19 protein-coding genes are annotated in these 18,738 nt (G+C 65.9%); 12 read left to right on the top strand and 7 right to left on the bottom strand.

The features are described 5' to 3' along the window. Position 1 precedes the first annotated feature (1 nt). From WCL10_RS17390 to WCL10_RS17380, 3 genes are all read left to right on the top strand, one after another. Positions 2–1,378 (top strand): pyruvate dehydrogenase complex E1 component subunit beta, encoded by a 1,377-nt coding sequence (locus tag WCL10_RS17390; RefSeq protein ID WP_336896909.1) that lies wholly within the window; start codon positions 2–4, stop codon positions 1,376–1,378. 4 nt (positions 1,379–1,382) lie between these two features. Then, positions 1,383–1,964 carry a hypothetical protein gene (locus tag WCL10_RS17385; RefSeq protein ID WP_336896908.1) on the top strand — a complete coding sequence of 194 codons (582 nt, stop codon included), beginning with the start codon at positions 1,383–1,385 and terminating at the stop codon, positions 1,962–1,964. 90 nt (positions 1,965–2,054) lie between these two features. Next, entirely contained in the window at positions 2,055–2,519 is a 465-nt protein-coding gene (locus WCL10_RS17380) for a hypothetical protein (RefSeq protein WP_336896907.1), read from the top strand. 168 nt (positions 2,520–2,687) lie between these two features. On the opposite strand, the gene trmFO is transcribed toward WCL10_RS17380, so the two are convergent. Beyond that, positions 2,688–4,058: a methylenetetrahydrofolate--tRNA-(uracil(54)-C(5))-methyltransferase (FADH(2)-oxidizing) TrmFO gene (gene trmFO, locus WCL10_RS17375; protein WP_336896906.1), complete on the bottom strand. Its 1,371-nt coding sequence runs from the start codon at positions 4,056–4,058 to the stop codon at positions 2,688–2,690. Between the two features lie 160 nt (positions 4,059–4,218). On the opposite strand from trmFO, the gene WCL10_RS17370 reads away from it, so the two are divergent. Next, on the top strand, positions 4,219–4,875 hold the full coding sequence (locus WCL10_RS17370) for a lysoplasmalogenase (RefSeq protein ID WP_336896905.1): 657 nt from the start codon (positions 4,219–4,221) through the stop codon (positions 4,873–4,875). A 101-nt stretch (positions 4,876–4,976) separates the two neighbouring features. On the opposite strand, the gene WCL10_RS17365 is transcribed toward WCL10_RS17370, so the two are convergent. Further along, the gene (locus tag WCL10_RS17365; RefSeq protein WP_336896904.1) at positions 4,977–5,330 is read right to left on the bottom strand and encodes a DUF952 domain-containing protein; all 354 of its coding nucleotides are present in this window, start codon (positions 5,328–5,330) and stop codon (positions 4,977–4,979) included. Beyond that, complete coding sequence (gene gyrA / locus WCL10_RS17360) at positions 5,327–8,038, bottom strand: DNA gyrase subunit A (protein ID WP_336896934.1); 2,712 nt, start codon at positions 8,036–8,038, stop codon at positions 5,327–5,329. The genes WCL10_RS17365 and gyrA overlap by 4 nt, the downstream gene beginning before the upstream one ends. A gap of 368 nt (positions 8,039–8,406) precedes the next feature. On the opposite strand from gyrA, the gene WCL10_RS17355 reads away from it, so the two are divergent. The 3 genes from WCL10_RS17355 to WCL10_RS17345 all read left to right on the top strand — a co-directional run bounded on the left by WCL10_RS17355 (position 8,407) and on the right by WCL10_RS17345 (position 10,676). Further along, positions 8,407–9,735, top strand: coding sequence for a hypothetical protein (locus WCL10_RS17355; RefSeq protein ID WP_336896903.1), 1,329 nt, complete (start codon positions 8,407–8,409; stop codon positions 9,733–9,735). An 88-nt stretch (positions 9,736–9,823) separates the two neighbouring features. Then, the gene (locus WCL10_RS17350; protein WP_336896902.1) at positions 9,824–10,168 is read left to right on the top strand and encodes an alpha/beta fold hydrolase; all 345 of its coding nucleotides are present in this window, start codon (positions 9,824–9,826) and stop codon (positions 10,166–10,168) included. Next, entirely contained in the window at positions 10,125–10,676 is a 552-nt protein-coding gene (locus tag WCL10_RS17345; RefSeq protein ID WP_336896901.1) for a hypothetical protein, read from the top strand. Before WCL10_RS17350 ends, WCL10_RS17345 begins: the two co-directional genes overlap by 44 nt. Positions 10,677–10,685: 9 nt before the next feature. Here the strand turns inward: WCL10_RS17345 and WCL10_RS17340 are convergent, their stop codons facing one another. Further along, entirely contained in the window at positions 10,686–11,339 is a 654-nt protein-coding gene (locus WCL10_RS17340) for a carbonic anhydrase (RefSeq protein ID WP_336896900.1), read from the bottom strand. Positions 11,340–11,405: 66 nt separating this feature from the next. Between WCL10_RS17340 and lipA the strand changes: the two genes are divergently transcribed. Both lipA and WCL10_RS17330 read left to right on the top strand, forming a co-directional pair. Further along, a complete protein-coding gene (gene lipA, locus WCL10_RS17335; protein ID WP_336896899.1) occupies positions 11,406–12,347 on the top strand; it encodes a lipoyl synthase in 942 nt (313 codons plus the stop codon). 4 nt (positions 12,348–12,351) lie between these two features. Continuing rightward, complete coding sequence (locus tag WCL10_RS17330; protein WP_336896898.1) at positions 12,352–12,813, top strand: type II toxin-antitoxin system RatA family toxin; 462 nt, start codon at positions 12,352–12,354, stop codon at positions 12,811–12,813. Here the strand turns inward: WCL10_RS17330 and WCL10_RS17325 are convergent. From WCL10_RS17325 to WCL10_RS17315, 3 genes are read right to left on the bottom strand one after another with little or no spacing between them, the layout of a single operon-like run. After that, positions 12,774–13,277, bottom strand: coding sequence for a CinA family protein (locus WCL10_RS17325; RefSeq protein ID WP_336896897.1), 504 nt, complete (start codon positions 13,275–13,277; stop codon positions 12,774–12,776). The genes WCL10_RS17330 and WCL10_RS17325 overlap by 40 nt on opposite strands. Before the next feature lie 3 nt (positions 13,278–13,280). After that, positions 13,281–13,841, bottom strand: a complete 561-nt coding sequence (locus tag WCL10_RS17320; protein WP_336896896.1) for a hypothetical protein — start codon at positions 13,839–13,841, stop codon at positions 13,281–13,283. A 13-nt stretch (positions 13,842–13,854) separates the two neighbouring features. Beyond that, positions 13,855–15,012 (bottom strand): bifunctional 2-C-methyl-D-erythritol 4-phosphate cytidylyltransferase/2-C-methyl-D-erythritol 2,4-cyclodiphosphate synthase, encoded by a 1,158-nt coding sequence (locus WCL10_RS17315; protein ID WP_336896895.1) that lies wholly within the window; start codon positions 15,010–15,012, stop codon positions 13,855–13,857. Positions 15,013–15,085: 73 nt separating this feature from the next. Here WCL10_RS17315 and dusB point away from each other — a divergent pair, with 73 nt between their 5' ends. The 3 genes from dusB to WCL10_RS17300 are packed head-to-tail and all read left to right on the top strand — an operon-like array spanning position 15,086 to position 18,691. Beyond that, positions 15,086–16,114 (top strand): tRNA dihydrouridine synthase DusB, encoded by a 1,029-nt coding sequence (dusB, locus tag WCL10_RS17310; RefSeq protein ID WP_336896894.1) that lies wholly within the window; start codon positions 15,086–15,088, stop codon positions 16,112–16,114. A 10-nt stretch (positions 16,115–16,124) separates the two neighbouring features. Further along, on the top strand, positions 16,125–17,258 hold the full coding sequence (locus WCL10_RS17305) for an ATP-binding protein (RefSeq protein WP_336896893.1): 1,134 nt from the start codon (positions 16,125–16,127) through the stop codon (positions 17,256–17,258). Then, positions 17,255–18,691 (top strand): sigma-54 dependent transcriptional regulator, encoded by a 1,437-nt coding sequence (locus tag WCL10_RS17300; RefSeq protein WP_336896892.1) that lies wholly within the window; start codon positions 17,255–17,257, stop codon positions 18,689–18,691. Before WCL10_RS17305 ends, WCL10_RS17300 begins: the two co-directional genes overlap by 4 nt. Positions 18,692–18,738: the final 47 nt, after the last annotated feature.

The raw sequence follows: 18,738 nt of genomic DNA, 5'->3' as shown, positions 1-18,738 counted from the left end.
CATGGCGATTGAACTCAAGATGCCCGCGCTCTCCCCGACGATGGAGGAAGGCACGCTCGCCAAGTGGCTGGTGAAGCCCGGCGACAGCGTAAAGTCCGGCGACATCCTCGCCGAGATCGAGACCGACAAGGCCACGATGGAATTCGAGGCCATCGACGAGGGCGTGATCGGCGAACTCAAGGTTGCCGAAGGCACCGAAGGCGTGAAAGTTGGCACCGTGATCGCCACGATCAGCGGGGAAGGGGAGGACACTGCGCCCGCGCCGGTTGCTGCCCCTGCTCCGGCGCCTGTGGTTGCCGCGCCCCCTCCGCCGCCTGCACCCGTCGCAGCACCGACGCCCGCACCTGCTCCTGTTGCAGCGCCTGCACCCATAGCGGCCGTGCCCGCAGGCACCGCAATGGTGGGCACCACGGTGCGCGAAGCCCTGCGCGATGCCATGGCCGAGGAAATGCGCGCCGACGACCGCGTCTTCGTGATGGGTGAGGAAGTCGCCGAATACCAGGGTGCCTACAAGGTCACGCAAGGCCTGCTCGAGGAATTCGGGCCGAGGCGCGTGATCGACACGCCGATCACCGAGTACGGCTTTGCCGGCATCGGCACCGGCGCGGCCATGGGCGGCCTTCGCCCCATCGTCGAGTTCATGACGTTCAACTTCGCCATGCAGGCGATCGACCACATCATCAACTCGGCCGCCAAGACCAACTACATGTCGGGCGGCCAGATGCGCTGTCCGATCGTGTTCCGCGGCCCCAACGGCGCCGCTTCGCGCGTCGGTGCGCAGCACAGCCAGAACTATGCGCCGTGGTACGCTTCGGTCCCCGGTCTGGTCGTTATTGCGCCGTATGACGCCGCCGATGCCAAGGGCCTGCTCAAGTCCGCGATCCGCAGCGAAGATCCGGTCGTGTTCCTTGAGAACGAGCTGGTCTATGGCCGCTCATTCGATGTGCCGCAGCTGGAAGATTACACCGTCCCCATCGGCAAGGCGCGCACCATGCGGGCCGGGCGCGACGTTACGATCGTCACCTACTCGATCGGCGTTGCTCTTGCGCTTGAAGCGGCGGAGAAGCTTGCCGCCGAAGGGATCGAGGCCGAAGTGATCGACCTTCGGACCCTGCGCCCGCTCGACAAGGCTGCGGTCCTCGAAAGCCTTGCCCGCACCAACCGCATGGTCGTGGTCGAGGAAGGCTTTCCGGTCTGCTCGATCGCCTCGGAGATCATTTCGATCGTGATGGAAGAGGGCTTCGACCACCTCGATGCGCCGGTCCTGCGCGTCTGCAACGAAGACGTGCCGCTGCCCTATGCCGCCAACCTCGAAAAGCTCGCGCTGGTCGATACCGCGCGGGTGATCGCGGCGGTAAAGAAGGTTTGCTACCGCTGAGCTGATGGAGCTTAACGCAGGCGATATACAGCTCAGCCCGCCCGAACGACTCGCGGTGCTTTATGCGCCGCGCGGCCGCCAGGCGTTGTGGGAGGGCTTCCTCCTGCTCGAGCGGCGGCTTGCCGATGCGGCCCGTGAGGGACGCGACCCGCTCATGATCCAGCTGCGCCTTGCCTGGTGGCGCGACCGTTTCGATCAGCCAGCGAGCGATTGGCCGCAGGGCGAACCGCTGCTTGCGCTGCTCCGGGCCTGGGATGGTGAACGGCCAGCCTTGCGCGGTCTGGTAGATGGGTGGGAAGCCCGGATTGTCGGCGAGGACGGCGGGGCGGATCTGGGCAAAGCGCGGGTCGAGGCGATCTGTGCGCTTGCCCGGCTTAGCGGGTTCGAAGCAAGCGAGCCCGTCCGCCGTGCCGCAGCCGAATGGCTCGGGCTTGAAACGCCGCGCAGTCCCGCTCCGATCCTTCCCGGTGCAATGCGCCCGCTCGTCATTTTGCGCGGCATGGCGCTGTGTGAGACCTCGGGCAAGGCCGGCAGCCCGCTGCGCGATTTCCTTGCCATCCTGCGTCTGGGTCTCCTCGGCCGCTGAAAGTCCCGCCAAAATGGCATGGCTTGCCCCTGCCGCCCATGCGCCATGCAGCCTATGCTGGGGCTCAACCCGTATGGAAGGGCGCAGGGCATGAACAGGATTCTCGTGGGCGCGCTCGGGGCGCTGCTGCTTTCTGCCTCGGGCTTGTTCTGGTGGCAGGGCCGCGCTGCCGACCGCGCACCCGCAGCGCCCACCCACCTCGCAATCGCCTCCGCGCCCGCCGCCGAAGAAGAGCTGCCTGATTCCGACGCAGGCGACGCGGTAGGCCCGGGCCTGCCCGAAGCCAGCGAGCAAAGCCGGGAGCAAAAGCGCTATGACCGGTTCGACAAGAACCGCGACAGCAAGATCACGCGCACCGAAATGCTGAGCCCCCGCGTCAAGGATTTCCGCAAGCTCGACGTCGACGGCAATAACCTGCTGACGTTCGACGAATGGTCCGTCGCCACCGACAACCGCTTCAAGGCCGCCGACAAGAACGGCGATGGCTGGCTGAGCCGCGAGGAATTTGCGACTACCAAGCTCAAGGCGGCAAAGAAGCCTGCGTGCAAGTGTTGAGCCTGCAACCAGGTTTCGCTCAGCGGCGCGGAGATCAAAAGGAAATCGAGGATTGCGGCAAGGCCGCTCTCGATTGCGGGACCTGGCTAAGGTAGATTTGTGCCTGCGGCCCGGGCAGTTCCCTTGCGATTCCGCCCTCTCTGCGCCTCTGCGCGAAACCTTCAAAAACTACCCCACCGACGGCAGCCAACCGACCAGATCGGCCTTGGCCCGCGCCGTATAGGCCTCTTTGCGCTGCTTTTTCTTCGTCGAAGGATCGGGCGGCGGAAACAGCCCGAAGTTCACGTTCATCGGCTGATAGGTCTCGGCCTCCGCGTCGCCGGTGATATGCGCCAGCAGCGCGCCGAGCGCCGAGGTGCGCGGCGGCGGCGTCCACTCGCGACCGGCGATCTCGGCGGCGGTCATCATCCCCGCCAGCAGTCCTACTGCTCCGCTCTCCACATAACCTTCGCAGCCCGTAATCTGCCCGGCAAAGCGGATATGCGGCGCCGATTTCAGCCGCAGCTGCCGATCCAGCAGGGTCGGCGAATTGAGAAACGTGTTGCGATGCAGCCCGCCAAGCCGCGCGAACTCGGCCTGCTCCAGCCCCGGAATCGTACGGAACACGCGCACTTGTTCAGCGTGCTTGAGCTTGGTCTGGAAGCCCACCATGTTCCACAAGGTGCCCAACTTGTTGTCCTGCCGCAGCTGCACCACCGCATAAGGCCAACGGCCATTGGGGTGCTCTGCCGTCGCCCAGTGCGGATTATCGAGGCCAACCGGCTTCATCGGCCCGAACCGCAAGGTCTCGACGCCGCGCGACGCCATGACCTCGATCGGCATACAGCCATCGAAATAGGGGGTGCTCGCCTCCCATTCCTTGAACTCGGTCTTCTCGCCCGCCAGCAGCTCCTCGCGGAAGGCCTCGTATTGCGGCCGGGTCATCGGGCAATTGATATAATCGCGCCCGTCACCGCCCATTGCGAGCGAGGCTTCCGCCCCCTTGTCCCAGCGCGAGGCCATCCACGCGACGCCCATGTCGATGGACTCGCGGTAAACGATGGGTGCAATCGCGTCGAAGAAGGCGAGGCTCTCGGCGCCGGTTGCTGCGCCGATGCTGGAAGCGAGGGCAGGGGCGGTCAGCGGCCCCGTGGCGACAATGGTGAAGCCGTCAGTGGGCAGAATATCCACTCGCTCGCGCACGATTTCCAAGGTCGGCTGCGCGCGAAGCAGGGCCTCGACCTCGGCTGAAAACACATCGCGATCCACCGCTAGCGCCGAACCTGCAGGCACCCGCGCCTTCGCCGCTGCCGTCATCAACAGGCTCTCGCATGCGCGCATTTCGTAGTGCAGCAGGCCGACCGCGTTCTTCTCGTCATCGTCAGAACGGAACGAGTTGGAGCACACAAGTTCGGCCAGCCCATCGCTGTTGTGCGCCGCCGTGCTGTCGCCGCTTCCGCGCATTTCAGAAAGCCGCACGCGAATGCCGCGGCGCGCCAACTGCCACGCCGCCTCGCTGCCGGCCATGCCGCCGCCGATGATATGTACCTGATGCGTCATGCCGCACGCATTGGCATTGCATGTCCCGGCAAACAACCCCTAGGGATGAAAGCGGGCCCACCCCCAACCCCTCCCGCAAGCGAGAGGGGGGAATGATGCGCAGGCTGCTCCCCTCCCGCTTGCGGGAGGGGTTGGGGGTGGGCCGGTGTAGGAAACAAGAATGCCGCAACGCGCCTTGATCGAGCAAAGACCATGGCTTCTCGCCAGCCTGATCGTCGGCATCAGCTATTGGTTCGCGGCAGACAGCTGGGTTCCAGGCCTATACCTCATCCTCTGGAAGGGCGCCGGCGTCGCGCTGCTCGCGGTCTACGCCTGGGTTCATCACCCGGTCCGGGATGCACACCGCATCGCTCTTGTCATGGCGCTCGGCTCAGTCGGTGACATGGTGCTGGAGGTGAACTTCACCGGCGGCGCGGCTGCCTTCTTCGCTGGCCACATCGCCGCGATCGCGCTCTACCTGCGGCATCGGCGCGCTGAACTGTCAGCGCCGGACAAGGTAGTAGCCATTGCCTTGGTCCTTGGCATTCCCGCACTTTCCTATGCTCTCACCGGCAAATCCGATGTCGCAGGCTATGCGCTCCTGCTTGGCGGCATGGCCACTGCCGCCTTCGCCAGCGACTTCCCCCGCAACCGCGTTGCGCTTGGCGCGGCTACGTTCGCCGTGTCCGACCTGCTGATCTTCGCGCGAATGGGGCCGCTCGCGGACAGCCCGGTCCCTCATCTGCTGGTCTGGCCGCTCTATTATTTCGGGCAGTTCCTGGTCACCGTCGGCGTGATCGGCGCGCTGCGGCGCAAGGGTGAGTTTACCGCTTACTAAATCCACACTTCGTCATCCCCGCGAAGGCGGGGACCCAGAGCGGCGGACGCCGCGTTTCGGACTCCAGATTCCCGCCTTCGCGGGAATGACGAGGATTGGGTCTAACCAGACACCGGCAGCCGCACCGTGCCATCCGCTTCGCGCTCCAGCGGCCCATAGGCAAACACGGCATTGAGCGGCAGAGCTGCGTAGATATGCGGGAAGAGCTGCCCCCCGCGCGACGGCTCCCACTTCACCGCATCGCCCAGCGCCGCCAGATCAACCGCCGCGATATGCAGGCCCGTCTGTCCGGCAAAGTGCTTGTCCACCGTCTCGGTCACCTGATCAGCGGCCGAGAGGTGGATATAGCCATCGGCCAGATCGATCGGCGCCCCGGCAAACACGCCGTCACGCTGCAGCGTTTGCATCTGCTCCGCAGTCAGCACTTTGTAGGCGGCTTGCGGCAGGTCGCTCATGCTTCCGCGCTGCCCTCTGCCTCGGCTTCTGCCTCGCCTTCTTCCTCGGCCAGACGCACCGCACTTACCACGTGTTCATCGCCCGAAACGTTGAACAGCCGCACGCCCGCCGAACCGCGACCGATTACCCGCAAGGTATCGAGCGGGAGGCGGATCAGCTTCGCCTGGTCGGTCACCAGCATGAGCTGATCAGCCTGCGAAGCCGGGAAGCTCGCCACCACCGGGCCATTGCGGGCGATGTTGTCGATATTGGTGATGCCCTGGCCGCCACGACCGGTCCGCCGGTATTCGTAGGCGGAGGAAAGCTTGCCATAACCATTGGCGCAGACGGTGAGGATGAACTGCTCACGCGCGTGCAATTCGGCCATTCGTTCCGGCGCAATCGAAGGCTCGCCCTCCTTCTCGCCCTTCCATGGCGCAAAGCGGACGTATTCCTCCCGCTCTTCGGCGCTTGTGCCGACGCGGTGCAGGATCGAAAGCGAGATCACCTCGTCATCGCCGCGCAAGGTCATGCCGCGCACGCCGGTCGAGGTACGGCTCGTAAACTCGCGGACCTCATCGCCAGCAAAACGGATCGCCTTGCCCGAGCGGGTTGCCAGCAGCACGTCATCGCTCGCCTCGAGCAGCGCGACGCCGATCAGCCGGTCCTCGTCGCCTTCCTCGAAGCGCATCGCGAACTTGCCGTTCGAGGGGATGTTGGCGAAGGCATCCATCGCGTTGCGGCGCACATTGCCCTTGGCCGTGGCGAAGACCACCGAAAGCTTGCCCCATTCCGCCTCGTCCTCGGGCAGCGGCAGCACTGTCGCGATTGTCTCGCCCGCATCGAGCGCGGGGAGCAGGTTGATCATCGGCCGCCCGCGCGTCGTCGGCCCGCCTTCGGGCAGGCGCCAGACCTTGAGGCGATAGACCTTGCCCGCGGTCGAGAAGAACAGCACCGGCGTGTGGGTCGAGGTGACGAACATCGTCGCGACCGCATCTTCTTCCTTGGTCGCCATGCCGCTGCGGCCCTTGCCGCCCCGGTTCTGCGCGCGGAAGGTGGATAGCGGGGTGCGCTTGATGTAGCCGTCGAGGGTGATCGTCACGACCATGTCCTCGCGCTCGATCAGGTCCTCGTCCTCGATCCCGTCGGCAGGCGCGGTGATCTCGCAGCGGCGCGGCGTCGCATAGGCATCGCGCACCGCGACCAGTTCCTCGCGCATCACCGCAAAGAGCTTTTCCCGGTCACCCAGAATCGCCAGATATTCGGCAATCGCCTTGGACAGAACTTCGAGTTCGCCGCCGATCTCGTCGCGGCCCAGCGCGGTCAGGCGGTGGAGGCGAAGGTCAAGGATTGCACGGACCTGCGTCTCGCTGAGGCGGTAAGTGCCGCCGTCACCTTCCAGCACCCCGTCCTCGATCGCCTCGACCAGGCGGATATAGGGTGCGATCTCGCCGATCGGCCATTCGCGCGCGATGAGCGTCTCGCGAGCCAGCGCCGGATTGGCCGAAGCGCGGATGATGCGCACAACCTCGTCAAGGTTCGAGACAGCCACGACCAGACCGAGCAGGATATGAGCCCGGTCGCGCGCCTTGTTGAGCTCGAACTTGGTCCGCCGCTGGATCACTTCCTCGCGGAACTGGACGAACGCTTCTATGATGTCCTTGAGCGTCAGGATCTCGGGCCGTCCGCCGCGGATCGCCAGCATGTTCGCCGGGAAGTTCGATTGCGCAGGTGTGTTGCGCCACAGCTGGTTGAGCACGACTTCGGGCGTGGCATCGCGCTTGAGCTCGATGACAACGCGCACACCCTCGCGGTTGGACTCGTCGCGGATGTCGGCAATGCCCTCGATCCGCTTGTCTTTGGCCGCTTCGGCGATCTTCTCGACGAGGTTGTTCTTGCCCACCTGATAGGGGATCGAGGTCAGGATGATCGCCTTGCGCCCTTCGCCGCGTCCGCCCTTGGCATCCTCGATCACATAGCGCGCGCGCATCACGATAGAGCCGCGACCCTCGGTATAGGCCTTGCGCGCGCCGCTGGCGCCCAGGATCAGCGGCGCGGTCGGAAAGTCCGGTGCCGGGATGATCTGGATCAGTTCCTCGATGGTGATCGCCGGGTTCGCCATATAGGCAAGGCACCCGTCGATCACTTCGCCGAGATTGTGCGGCGGGATGTTGGTCGCCATGCCGACCGCGATGCCGCCCGCGCCGTTTACCAGCAGGTTGGGGAAGCGCGCCGGCAGGACCTGCGGCTCGCTTTCCGAACCGTCGTAATTAGGCTGAAAATCGACCGTATCCTTGTCGATATCGGCCATCAGGGCATCGGCGACCTTGGCAAGCCGCGCCTCGGTATAGCGCATCGAGGCCGGCGGATCGGGGTCCATCGAGCCGAAGTTGCCCTGGCCGTCGATCAGCGGCAGGCGCATCGACCAGTCCTGCGTCATGCGCGCCAGCGCATCGTAGATCGCGCTGTCGCCATGCGGGTGGTATTTGCCCATGCAATCGCCGACGATGCGCGCGGACTTGCGATAGGCCTTGGTCGAAGTGAAGCCGTTTTCGTGGCTGGTCCACAGGATGCGGCGGTGGACGGGCTTGAGGCCGTCACGCACATCGGGCAGCGCGCGGCTTACGATCACGCTCATCGCGTAATCGAGATAACTCGTCTTCATTTCGTCGACGATGTCGATCCGCTGGAACTCGTGTTCCGGCAGCGGGGCGGGGGTATCTGTCAGGCCGGTATCGTCGCTCACGTTGGCTTTTTTCGTTTCGCTTGTGTGGTCCCCCTTGGCACTAGGCCAAAGGATAGGCGAAGACCAGAAAACCGCCGCGATTCCACCGGCTTTTCCACATATGCGAACCCTGATCCGAGGTCGGGGCTGGCAATTCCTGAACAATGAGACGAATTGGTATTCAAACCGGGTTCACGCGGGGGCTGGCATTGCAGCAAGACGTTGCCAAGGCGGCGATTTCGCGTCAGAGGTTCGGCGCGTCAGGCTTGGTCATGAAGGGCCATCCGGCCAGACGATTGGGATAGGGCCTGCGGCAGTGCAGAACGGGGAATGGCCCCGTCTGCCGCAATCGGCCAAGAGGAGATGAAGCAATGCGGGGTAATGCAATGAAGTTCGTGGCCGCCCGTGCCGCGCTGGCCGTGGCGCTTTCCACCGGTCTCGCTGCCGGCGGGATCATGATCGGCGCAGCGCCTGCCTTCGCCAAGGAAAAGGAAGCCCCCAAGGCGACGTATTCGAAGGAATTCGTCGCTGCTGCCGGCCCGTTCCAGAAGATCATGACCGACCTGCAGGCCGCGCAGAGCAAAAACACGCCCGCCGCGCAGCTCAAGGGCATGCTTGCCGATGCTCCGGCAAAGCTGGCCGCCGTCGAAGCTGCGGTAAAGACCGGGCAGGACCGCTTCACCGCCGGCAACTGGGCCGTCGTGATCGGCGGCGTGCTTGAGGACAACGCGATGCGCAGCCGCGGTCTGCGCAACATGATCGACAGCGGCATGGTCGAGCCTGCCAAGCTGCCGGTCTTCAACTCCTATCTCGGCAGCTTCGCCTATGCCGCGAAGGACTATGCCAATGCGATCGATCCGCTGACCAAGGCCGTCGCCGGCAATGTCGCCGACGATACCGTCGCGGAAATGCTGGCCGATTCCTATGCACAGACCGGCAAGCCTGCCGAGGGCATCGCGGCGCTCAAGGTTGCCTATGACGCGCGCAAGGCCGCCGGCGGGGCGATCCCCGATGGCTGGTTCACCCGCGCCAAGGTGATCGCCTACAAAGCCAAGCTCGGGCCGCAGGCGATCGAGTGGTCGACGCTTGAGATCGAAGCGCAGCCGAACGCGCTCAACTGGCTCGGGGCGGGCCAGCTCGTGCGCGAATTCGGCAGTTTCGGCAAGGAGGAGTCGCTCGATCTCGGCCGCCTGTTCCTCCACACCGGCGCGTTCGACAACGACAAGCAGTTCATCACGCGCGAGTTCATCGAATATATTCAGGCCGCCGACCCGCGTCGTCTGCCTGGCGAGACGGTGAAGATCATCGAGCTCGGCCTGTCGAAGGGCGCGCTCGATGCCAGCGACGTGTTCGTGAGCGATTCGCTCGCCCAGGCACGTGGCCGCATCGCGGCGGACAAGGCCTCGCTGCCCGCGCTCGAGCGCGACGCAAAGGCTGCGGCCGACGGCAAGACCGCTCTTGCCACGGGCGATGCCTACCTGTCCTACGACAACCCCGCCAAGGCCGAGGAGTTCTACCAGCTTGCCCTGACCAAGGGCGGTGCGATCGACAAGGATCGCGCACTGATGCGCCTCGGCATCGCGCAGCTCGATCAGGACAAGTTCGACGCCGCCAAGGCCAGCTTCGCGCAGGTCACTGGCGTTCGCGCCCCGCTCGCCAAGCTCTGGGCGGTCTATACCGCAGACAAGTCCAAGCCCTGATAACCCGGGGCCTTGCAGTAGACAGGAAGGGCGGCCCGCAGCGGCCGCCCTTTTTGCGTGCCGCAATGCCCGGCACCGGACGATGGCGATGAGACGGGCAATCCTGATCGGGTCAGCCCTCGTGCTTGGCGGGTTCTGGCTGGTCGGTAGTGTCCTGACAGGCGCCACCAATTCTGCTGTAGCGCGGCCCGTAACTCCTGCCAGCATCGTCTCCATCCCGAGCGCCCATGGGATCGAATTGGCCGGGACCTACTGGCCCGGAGCGACTTTTCGAGCGCCCGCCATTCTTCTGCTCCACGGCAACGGCAGCAACCGGGGGCAGATGAACGCGCTTGGCGCCATGCTCCACCAGCAGGGCTACGCTGTGCTCGCCATCGATTTTCGCGGCCATGGCCAATCGACCCCCGGCGGGCAAGAGCTTCGGCCTGTTTGAAGCCGAAGATGCCCATGCCGCGCTTTCCTGGTTGCGCCGGTGCAATCCTGGTTCGCGCATCGGCGCTATCGGCTTTTCGCTTGGCGGGGCCGCAAGCCTGCTCGGGGCACAAGGCCCGCTCGATGTGGATGCGCTGGTGCTGGAGGGGGTCTACCCCGATATTCGCCGCGCCATTGCCAACCGCATTGCTGTCCGCCTCGGATCATGGCCCGCCGCGCTGATCGAGCCGTTCCTGAGCTTCCAGTCGCTGCCCCGCTTCGGCGTTTGGCCCTCGCAGATCGCACCGGTCCGGGCGGTCGCCAATCTGCGTATGCCGGTAATGGTTGTAGGCGGTGAAAAGGATGTCAACACGCCGCCCGATGAAACGCGGTCGCTCTACAAGGCCATCAAGGGCCGCGCAGAACTGCAAATGCTGGCCGGCGTCGACCATGATGAACTGGGAAGCACCGTGGCGGACGACCTCAAGCCGGCGCTGCTTGCATTTCTGGACCGCAATCTGAGGCGATAATCGGGGCAGTCACTGCACCTGCGAAAACTCGCCGCTATCCTCATCCAGCACATGCAGCAGCCCGTCCGAGATCGCGAAGAACGCGCCGCGCAGGCGAAGCTCGCCAGCGGCTTCCTTGCGGCGGATGCAGGGGAAGGTGCGCAAGTTGGCGAGGCTGACCTTGACGCCGGCCTGCTCCATAGCGCGCTCGGCGTGGCGGCCGGTGGTGCCGTGTTCGTGGGCAATCTCCTCGCGCACGCCGTTCAGGAGGCCGATCCAGTCGTTGATGAAGCCGCCTTCGCCCGGCTCGGTGCCTTCAAGCTCCTGCGTCAGCGCCGCGCGGCAGCCGCCGCACATGCCGTGGCCCAGCACCACGATCTTGCGCACTTTCAGCACCTGCACGGCAAATTCGAGCGCGGCGGAGACGCCGTGATAGCCGGGCGAGGTCTCGAACGGCGGCACGAGCGCGGCCACATTGCGCACAACGAACATCTCGCCCGGGTCGGTATCGAAGATCTGCGCGGGGTCCACCCGGCTGTCGGAGCAGGCGATCACCATGACCGGCGGCTCCTGCCCTTCGCGCAGCTGGTGCCAGCGTTCGACGCGCGGATTCCATCCGTTCTCGCGAAACCGGCGATAGCCGTCGATGAGATGGTCGAGCTCGGGAGAGAAAGGTTTGGCCATGCCGGGTCTGTTGCCGCGTACGAATGCATCTTTCAAGTCATGCTTCATGCGCCTATCTCGCACAGCATGAACGATCAGTCCCCGATTGCCGCGCCGGAACGCCCTGCGCGGCCCCGCAAGCCCGACTGGATCCGGGTCAAGGCCCCCACGAGCAAGGGGTACGAGGAAACCCGGGGCCTCATGCGCAGCCTCGGCCTCAACACGGTCTGTGAGGAAGCGGCCTGTCCGAACATCGGCGAATGCTGGACGAAGAAGCACGCGACCGTGATGATCCTCGGCGACGTCTGCACGCGCGCCTGCGCCTTCTGCAACGTCAAGACCGGTATGCCGCGCAAGGTCGATACCAGCGAGCCTGCGCATGTTGCCGAAGCCGCCGCCAAGCTTGGCCTTGAGCACATCGTTGTGACCTCGGTTGACCGCGACGATCTGCCAGATGGCGGTGCGGGCCAGTTCGTGAAGGTCATTCAGGCCCTGCGCGCTGCGACGCCAAACACCACGATCGAGATCCTGACCCCCGATTTTCGCGGCAAGATGCGTGCGGCGGTCGAGGCGATCATGGCGGCGGGGCCCGACGTCTACAACCACAACCTCGAAACCGTGCCCCGGCTCTATCCCACGATACGCCCCGGCGCGCGCTACTATGCCTCGCTGCGCCTGCTGGAAGAGGTCAAGCACCACGATCCGCGGGTCTTCACCAAGTCGGGCGTGATGCTCGGCCTCGGTGAGGAACGACTCGAAGTCCATCAGGTGATGGACGACATGCGTTCGGCCGGCATCGATTTCCTCACCATGGGCCAGTATCTCCAGCCCACGCCCAAGCATGCGCCGGTGATCGATTTCGTCACGCCGCAAGCCTTCGCCGCGTATGGCGCGATCGCCCGGGCGAAGGGCTTTCTGCAGGTCGCTTCCAGCCCGCTGACGCGCTCCAGCTACCACGCGGGTGAAGACTTTGCCGAAATGCGCGCCGCGCGTGAGGCGCAGTTGGCCAAGGCCGCTGCGAGGGGCTGATCCCATGCCGGTGATCAATCAGCAGCGGCGCCTTGCCTGGTCGGCAGATGAAATGTTCGACCTCGTCGCCGACGTGAAGCGCTACCCGGAGTTCCTTCCCTGGGTCGTCGCCACGCGCATCAAGTCCGACAGCGAGACCGAAATGGTGGCGGACATGATGGTCGGGTTCAGCGCGCTGCGCGAGAAGTTCACTTCGCGCGTCATCAAGGAGCGCCCGCGCCGTATCGCGGTCGAGTATCTCGATGGGCCGCTGAAGCGTCTGGCCAACACCTGGCAGTTCACGCCCGATGAGGGCGGCGGCTGCGTGATCGACTTCAACGTCGATTTCACCTTCCGCAGCGCGATTTTCGAGGCACTGGCCGGTCAGTACCTCGATCGCGCCTTCCGCAAGATGGTCAACGCGTTCGAAACGCGTGCGGAAAAGCTTTACGGAAGCAGAAGTTCAAGCGCGACCAGCACTGCCTGAAGCCGCACTTCGGCGCGCGTCTTGGCGGTTTCGAACACCTTGAGTTCGGCATTAACCGCTTCCGGGTCCTCGCCCCGTTCGGCCCGTGCAAAGACCACGGTACCGACCGGCTTCTGCTCGCTGCCGCCATCCGGCCCGGCAATCCCCGTGATCGCCACCGCCACCTGAGCGCGCGAATGCTTGAGCGCGCCCTGCGCCATCGACCATGCGACCGCCACCGAGACCGCGCCAAAGGTATCGATGAGGTCTGCCGATACGCCGAGCATTTCCTGCTTGGCCTCGTTGGAATACGTCACGAAGCCACGGTCGACCACGGCAGAACTGCCCGCAATCTCGGTCAGCGCCGCCGCGACGAGCCCGCCGGTACAGCTCTCGGCCAAGGCGACCATGCGGCCCACGGCCTTGTTCTCGGCAATCACCCGCGCAGCAAGCGCGGTGAGTTCGGGAGGGAGAAGTGTGTCCATGGTTCAGGCCGCCGGGCAGATCGGAAGGTCGGACTTCTGCGGTGCGCCCACCGCGCCGCGCACTTTGGGTTTGGCCGCCAGCACGAGGATGAAGGTGACGATTTCGGCCGTGTTCTCCGGCGGGAGCGGCGAAAGCAGCCGCGTCGCGCGCTCGATCGCCTTGCATTGTCCGGGCTTGATCCCCTTGGTCACCAGCGCGGCGACCATGCCTTCGGCGAACGGCTGCAGCGCCTCGTCCGACAGGCTCGCGACCATGTCCTTCATCCGCGCGTCGTTCCCGCCCAGCTTGATCAGCGCCGCCTTGGCCTCGGGCCAGGCCGCCCCCTTGCGGGCGGCATAGCGCTGCACCAGGGAGGGTCCCTGCGTGGCGAACCAGCCATCGGGCGCGAGGGCAGGGCGGCAGGTCTTGATAGCCCCGTTGATCACCACAGGCAGCGCGTAGGTGACGAGGCTCGTCACTTCGCGCTCGCTGAGGCAGGCAGGCGCCTGCGCTGCGGCGGCCACTTCAGCCAGCCCCAGCGCGCCCACTGCGGCCGTAGCCATCACCTTGCGAATCAGTGCCATGAAGCCGGTTCCCTCAGGATTGCGCGATCACGCTTGCCACAGCCTGCGCGGCGATACCCTCGCCGCGACCGGTGAAGCCGAGCCGCTCGGTGGTTGTCGCCTTCACGCTCACCCGGGCGATGTCAATCGCGAGAATCGCCGCGAGCCGCGCGCGCATCGCCGCCTTGTGCGGACCGATGCGCGGAGCCTCGCAGATGATCGTTACATCGACGTTGCCGATGCCATAGCCGGCATCGGCTACCAGCTTGCCGGCATGCTCCAGGAACCGATCGGAAGAGGCGCCGCGCCACTGCGCATCGGAAGGCGGGAAGTGATCGCCGATATCCCCCGCAGCAATGGCGCCCAGCAGCGCATCGACCAGCGCGTGGATCGCAACATCGGCATCGGAATGCCCGGCAAGCCCCTTGGAGTGCTCGATCTTCACGCCGCAGAGCCACAGTTCCTCGCCCTCGGCCAGACGGTGGACATCGAAACCCATGCCGGTGCGCACCGGGACCTTCGTCATGCTGTCATCCTTCAGATCCTCGGCAAAGGTAACCTTCTTCAGCCGTTCGTCACCGGAGACCAAGGCTACGGCAAGCCCGGCTGCTTCGGCGACAGCGGCATCATCGCCTGCATCCTCCGCGCCGCCCCATGCGCGGTGCGCCGCGAGAATGGCTTCAAACCGGAACGCCTGCGGGGTCTGTACGCGGTAGAGCCCGTCGCGCTCGACAAATTCCCCGCGCAGGCCCTGCGCGCCCCGCACAACGCTGTCGACGACCGGCAGGACGGGAATGGCGCCGGGCTGGCTCTCCAGCGCCGCAACCAGCGCCGCGATTACCGAGCCTGGCAGATCAGGCCGTGCCGCATCGTGGATCAGTACATGCACCGGCGCATCGGCCGCGAGTGCCTCCAGCCCGGCACGCACCGATCCCTGCCGGCTCGCCGCGCCGTGCACAAAGCGCACGCCGTCCAGCCCGGCCAGCGCGTCCGCGGCAATCTGTTCCCATGCTGCAGGGATCACCACGACAATCGGCGCGACCCCCGCCTTCACCAGCGCTTCCACCGAATGGCGCACCAGCGGCTTGCCGCGCCACAACGCAAACTGCTTGGGCACAGTCCCGCCCGCGCGCAGCCCTTGTCCGGCGGCAACGACAACTGCGGCAGTCGGGGAGGGGGAAGGGCCAGTCATGCACCGCCCCTTACAGTCCTTGCCGCAAACCGCGCAATCGACTAAGCGCATGCCTCTTTTTTAGGCAGACCTCATGCGCGATTGTCCCCAGCCCCCCACGCTCGCTCCGATCATGGTCGGCCCCGTGCGCATTGCGCAGCCGGTCGTGCTTGCGCCGATGACGGGCGTGTCCGACATGCCGTTCCGCACCATGGTCCGCCGCTTCGGCTCGGGGCTCAACGTCACCGAAATGATCGCCAGCCCCGCCGCGATCCGCGAGACGCGCCAATCGATCCAGAAGGCCGCGTGGCATCCGATGGAAGAGCCGGTCTCGATGCAGCTCGTCGGCTGCGAGCCTGCACAGATGGCCGAGGCCGCCAAGCTCTCCGAAGACAAGGGCGCCGCGATCATCGATATCAACATGGGCTGTCCCGTGCGCAAGGTCGTCAACGGCGATGCGGGCTCGGCGCTGATGCGCGACATTCCGCTCGCCACCGCGCTGATCGAGGCGACGGTCAAGGCGGTCAAGGTGCCGGTCACGGTCAAGATGCGGATGGGCTGGTGCCATGACAGCCTCAACGCCCCGGAACTGGCGCGCATTGCCCAGGATATTGGCGCGCAGATGATCACCGTCCACGGCCGCACCCGCAACCAGATGTACAAAGGCTCGGCCGACTGGAGCTTCGTGCGCAGGGTGAAGGACGCGGTTTCGATCCCGGTGATCGTCAACGGCGATATCTGCGAGATCGAGGATGCCGCGAATGCGCTCGAGCAAAGCGGCGCGGACGGGCTGATGATCGGCCGCGGCGCTTATGGCCGGCCCTGGCTGCTCGGCCAGATCATGCACTGGCTCGATACCGGCGAGCGCCGCTCAGACCCTACGATCGCCGAACAATATGCTCTGATAACAGAGCATTACCACGCGATGCTGGAGCATTATGGCACGATGACCGGGGTCAACATGGCGCGCAAGCACCTTGGCTGGTACACCAAGGGGCTGCCCGGCTCGGCCGAGTTCCGCAACCGCGTCAACTTCATCGACGATCCCAAGGCCGTGCTTGCCGCGCTTGCCGAGTTCTACGCCCGCGCCATGGCCGCTCCTGCAAGCCGCGTCGCAGCATGAAGCAGGGCGCATGAGCGGTCCGGCCGACTGGCGCAAGGGCGGAGAGAGCGCACGCCCCGATCCCAAGCGTGTAGTGGCCAGCCTTCCGCTTGCCGTGATCACTCTCGCGCCCGATCTCACGATTGCCTCGGTCAACCCGGCCGCCGAGCAGCTTACCGGGCAGGGCGCGCGGCGCCTCGTCGGCAAACCGGTCGAGGATGTCTTCGCTTTCGAGGAACCACTCATCCTGCGCCGCCTTTCCGAAGGCGAGGCGCAGCTTTTCGCGCGCGATTCGTCGGTCCGCATTCTAGGTGCACCGGCGCGGCGGATCGACGTCATGACTTCGCCCATCACGCACTGCCCGGGCTGGCAGATCCTCGCGCTGGGCGAGGCCGTGGGCGTCGAGGCACTATCGGGCGATGGCGGCGGCGCCGGGGCGGGCGAGGGGACCCCGCTGCGGGCGCCCGAAGTCCTCGCTCACGAGATCAAGAACCCGCTTGCCGGCATCCGCGGCGCGGCGCAGCTCATAGGCCGCAAGCTTGGCGATGCCGACCGCGCGCTCACCGACCTCATTACCGGGGAAGTCGACCGCATTGCCAAGTTGGTCGACCAGATGCAGTCGCTCTCGCGGCGCGGGCGCGAACCGGGCGCGGCTTGCAATCTCCACGAAGCGGTGCGCCGCGCGCAGGCGGTCGTCGCGGCAAGTCGGGGCGGTGCTTTCACGGTCGAAGAGGAATTCGATCCCTCGCTGCCGCCTGTCATGGCCAATCCCGATGCGCTGGTGCAGGTCCTGCTCAATCTCTTCACGAACGCACGCGAGGCCTGCGAGAGCCAGCCCGCGCCGCGCATTGCCGTGCGCACACGCTTTGCCAGCGGCATCCAGCTCCACGCCGGACCCGGAGGAAAGCCGCTGCGCCTGCCCATCGAGCTGCGCGTCAGCGACAACGGGCCCGGTATCGATCCGGGCCTGCGCGATCACATCTTCGATCCCTTCGTTACCGGCAAGAAGAACGGGCAGGGCCTTGGCCTCGCGCTGGTCCAGAAATTGGTGCGCGAGATGAACGGCCGCGTCACGCATGACCGCGACGAAGTGAAGGGCTGGACTCACTTCCGCCTCCACCTGCCGGTCGCGGGCAGCGGCCAGTCCGGAACCGCGCAGCCATGAAGAGCCGCATTCTCCTCGTCGAGGACGACGCCTCGATCGCGCTCGTGATCACCGCCGCGCTTGAGGCCGAGGGCTACAAGGTCTCGCACTGTGTCTCGATAGCCGAGCGCGACCGGCTGCTGGCCGAGGGGCAATTCGGCCTGATGCTCACCGATGTCGTTCTGACCGACGGCGACGGCATGGAAACGCTGGGCCGCGTGCGCGCTGCCGCACCGCACATGCAGGTGATCATTCTCTCGGCGCAGAACACGCTCGATACCGCCGTCCGCGCGAGCGATACCGGCGCCTTCGAGTATTTCCCCAAGCCCTTCGATCTCGACGAACTCGTGCGCACCGTGCGCCAGGCGATCGGCGCCAGCGAAAGCGTCTCTGCCGGCGAAGTCGCCGAGGATGTCGCCCCGGGGCTCCCGCTTGTCGGCCGCAGCGCGGCGATGCAGACGGTGTACCGCATGATCACGCGCGTGCTGCGCAACGATCTCACCGTGCTCATCCTCGGCGAATCCGGCACCGGCAAGGAGCTCGTGGCCGAGGCGATCCACCAGCTCGGTAAACGCAGTGCAGGGCCGTTCATTGCGGTCAACACCGCCGCCATTCCCGGTGATCTCATCGAAAGCGAGCTGTTCGGGCACGAAAAGGGCGCCTTCACCGGCGCGGTCGCGCGCCGCATTGGCAAGTTCGAGCAGGCGCGGGGCGGGACGCTGTTCCTGGACGAGATCGGCGACATGCCGCTCGAAGCGCAGACCCGTCTGCTGCGCGCGCTGCAATCGGGCCGCATCCGCCGCGTGGGCGGCACCGAGGAAATCACGCTTGATTGCCGCATCGTGGCTGCGACCAACCGCGATCTCGTGCCGATGATCGCGGCAGGAACGTTCCGCGAGGACCTCTACTACCGCCTCGCCGTCGTTCCCATCGCGCTGCCGCCCTTGCGCGAGCGGGCCGACGATATCGAGGCGCTCGCCCGCCATTTCCTCGTCCGCGCCGCTGCCGAGGGATTGCCGCGCCGCCAACTCAACGCTGCGGGCGCTGCGTTGCTCGCGCGTCAGCCCTGGCGCGGCAACGTGCGCGAGCTGCGCAATTTCGTCTACCGCCTCGCGCTGCTCGCCCGTGATGAGGTGATCGACGTTTCGACCATCGAGCCGCTGCTTGCACTCGACCGCGCGCAGCCTCCCGCTGCCGGCGTGCCCCGCAGCGAGCCCGCGGCCGATTTCGCCGAAGCGCTGGCCAGCTGGCTCACACAAGAGGAACCGGCCGAGGGCGAGCTCTACAGCGCCGCACTCGCCGCCTTCGAGCGCCCACTCTTCCTGCACGCTCTTGCTGCGACCGGCGGCAACCAGCTGCGCGCGGCGCGCTTGCTCGGCATCAACCGCAATACGCTGCGGAAACGCCTGTCCGATCTCGCTATCGACCCGGACGAGGCTGTGGGCCGGATCTGAGCGCGGTGGGAAGGGGCCTTAAAGGGGCCCAACGTAGCGTAACAGCA

Origin of the sequence: Novosphingobium sp. (genome assembly GCF_037133355.1) — a bacterium.
In the GTDB taxonomy this organism is placed as follows: Bacteria; Pseudomonadota; Alphaproteobacteria; order Sphingomonadales; family Sphingomonadaceae; genus Novosphingobium.
This window is presented reverse-complemented; position numbering and strand designations above follow the sequence as displayed.

What these genes read in the sequence shown, in the direction of transcription:
- WCL10_RS17390 (WP_336896909.1), top strand. Translation starts at nt 2, where the DNA reads ATGGCGATTGAACTCAAGATGCCCGCGCTCTCCCCGACGATGGAGGAA.
- WCL10_RS17385 (WP_336896908.1), top strand. Translation starts at nt 1,383, where the DNA reads ATGGAGCTTAACGCAGGCGATATACAGCTCAGCCCGCCCGAACGACTC.
- WCL10_RS17380 (WP_336896907.1), top strand. Translation starts at nt 2,055, where the DNA reads ATGAACAGGATTCTCGTGGGCGCGCTCGGGGCGCTGCTGCTTTCTGCC.
- trmFO (WP_336896906.1), bottom strand. Translation starts at nt 4,058, where the DNA reads ATGACGCATCAGGTACATATCATCGGCGGCGGCATGGCCGGCAGCGAG.
- WCL10_RS17370 (WP_336896905.1), top strand. Translation starts at nt 4,219, where the DNA reads ATGCCGCAACGCGCCTTGATCGAGCAAAGACCATGGCTTCTCGCCAGC.
- WCL10_RS17365 (WP_336896904.1), bottom strand. Translation starts at nt 5,330, where the DNA reads ATGAGCGACCTGCCGCAAGCCGCCTACAAAGTGCTGACTGCGGAGCAG.
- WCL10_RS17355 (WP_336896903.1), top strand. Translation starts at nt 8,407, where the DNA reads ATGCGGGGTAATGCAATGAAGTTCGTGGCCGCCCGTGCCGCGCTGGCC.
- WCL10_RS17350 (WP_336896902.1), top strand. Translation starts at nt 9,824, where the DNA reads ATGAGACGGGCAATCCTGATCGGGTCAGCCCTCGTGCTTGGCGGGTTC.
- WCL10_RS17345 (WP_336896901.1), top strand. Translation starts at nt 10,125, where the DNA reads ATGGCCAATCGACCCCCGGCGGGCAAGAGCTTCGGCCTGTTTGAAGCC.
- WCL10_RS17340 (WP_336896900.1), bottom strand. Translation starts at nt 11,339, where the DNA reads ATGGCCAAACCTTTCTCTCCCGAGCTCGACCATCTCATCGACGGCTAT.
- lipA (WP_336896899.1), top strand. Translation starts at nt 11,406, where the DNA reads ATGAACGATCAGTCCCCGATTGCCGCGCCGGAACGCCCTGCGCGGCCC.
- WCL10_RS17330 (WP_336896898.1), top strand. Translation starts at nt 12,352, where the DNA reads ATGCCGGTGATCAATCAGCAGCGGCGCCTTGCCTGGTCGGCAGATGAA.
- WCL10_RS17325 (WP_336896897.1), bottom strand. Translation starts at nt 13,277, where the DNA reads ATGGACACACTTCTCCCTCCCGAACTCACCGCGCTTGCTGCGCGGGTG.
- WCL10_RS17320 (WP_336896896.1), bottom strand. Translation starts at nt 13,841, where the DNA reads ATGGCACTGATTCGCAAGGTGATGGCTACGGCCGCAGTGGGCGCGCTG.
- WCL10_RS17315 (WP_336896895.1), bottom strand. Translation starts at nt 15,012, where the DNA reads ATGACTGGCCCTTCCCCCTCCCCGACTGCCGCAGTTGTCGTTGCCGCC.
- dusB (WP_336896894.1), top strand. Translation starts at nt 15,086, where the DNA reads ATGCGCGATTGTCCCCAGCCCCCCACGCTCGCTCCGATCATGGTCGGC.
- WCL10_RS17305 (WP_336896893.1), top strand. Translation starts at nt 16,125, where the DNA reads ATGAGCGGTCCGGCCGACTGGCGCAAGGGCGGAGAGAGCGCACGCCCC.
- WCL10_RS17300 (WP_336896892.1), top strand. Translation starts at nt 17,255, where the DNA reads ATGAAGAGCCGCATTCTCCTCGTCGAGGACGACGCCTCGATCGCGCTC.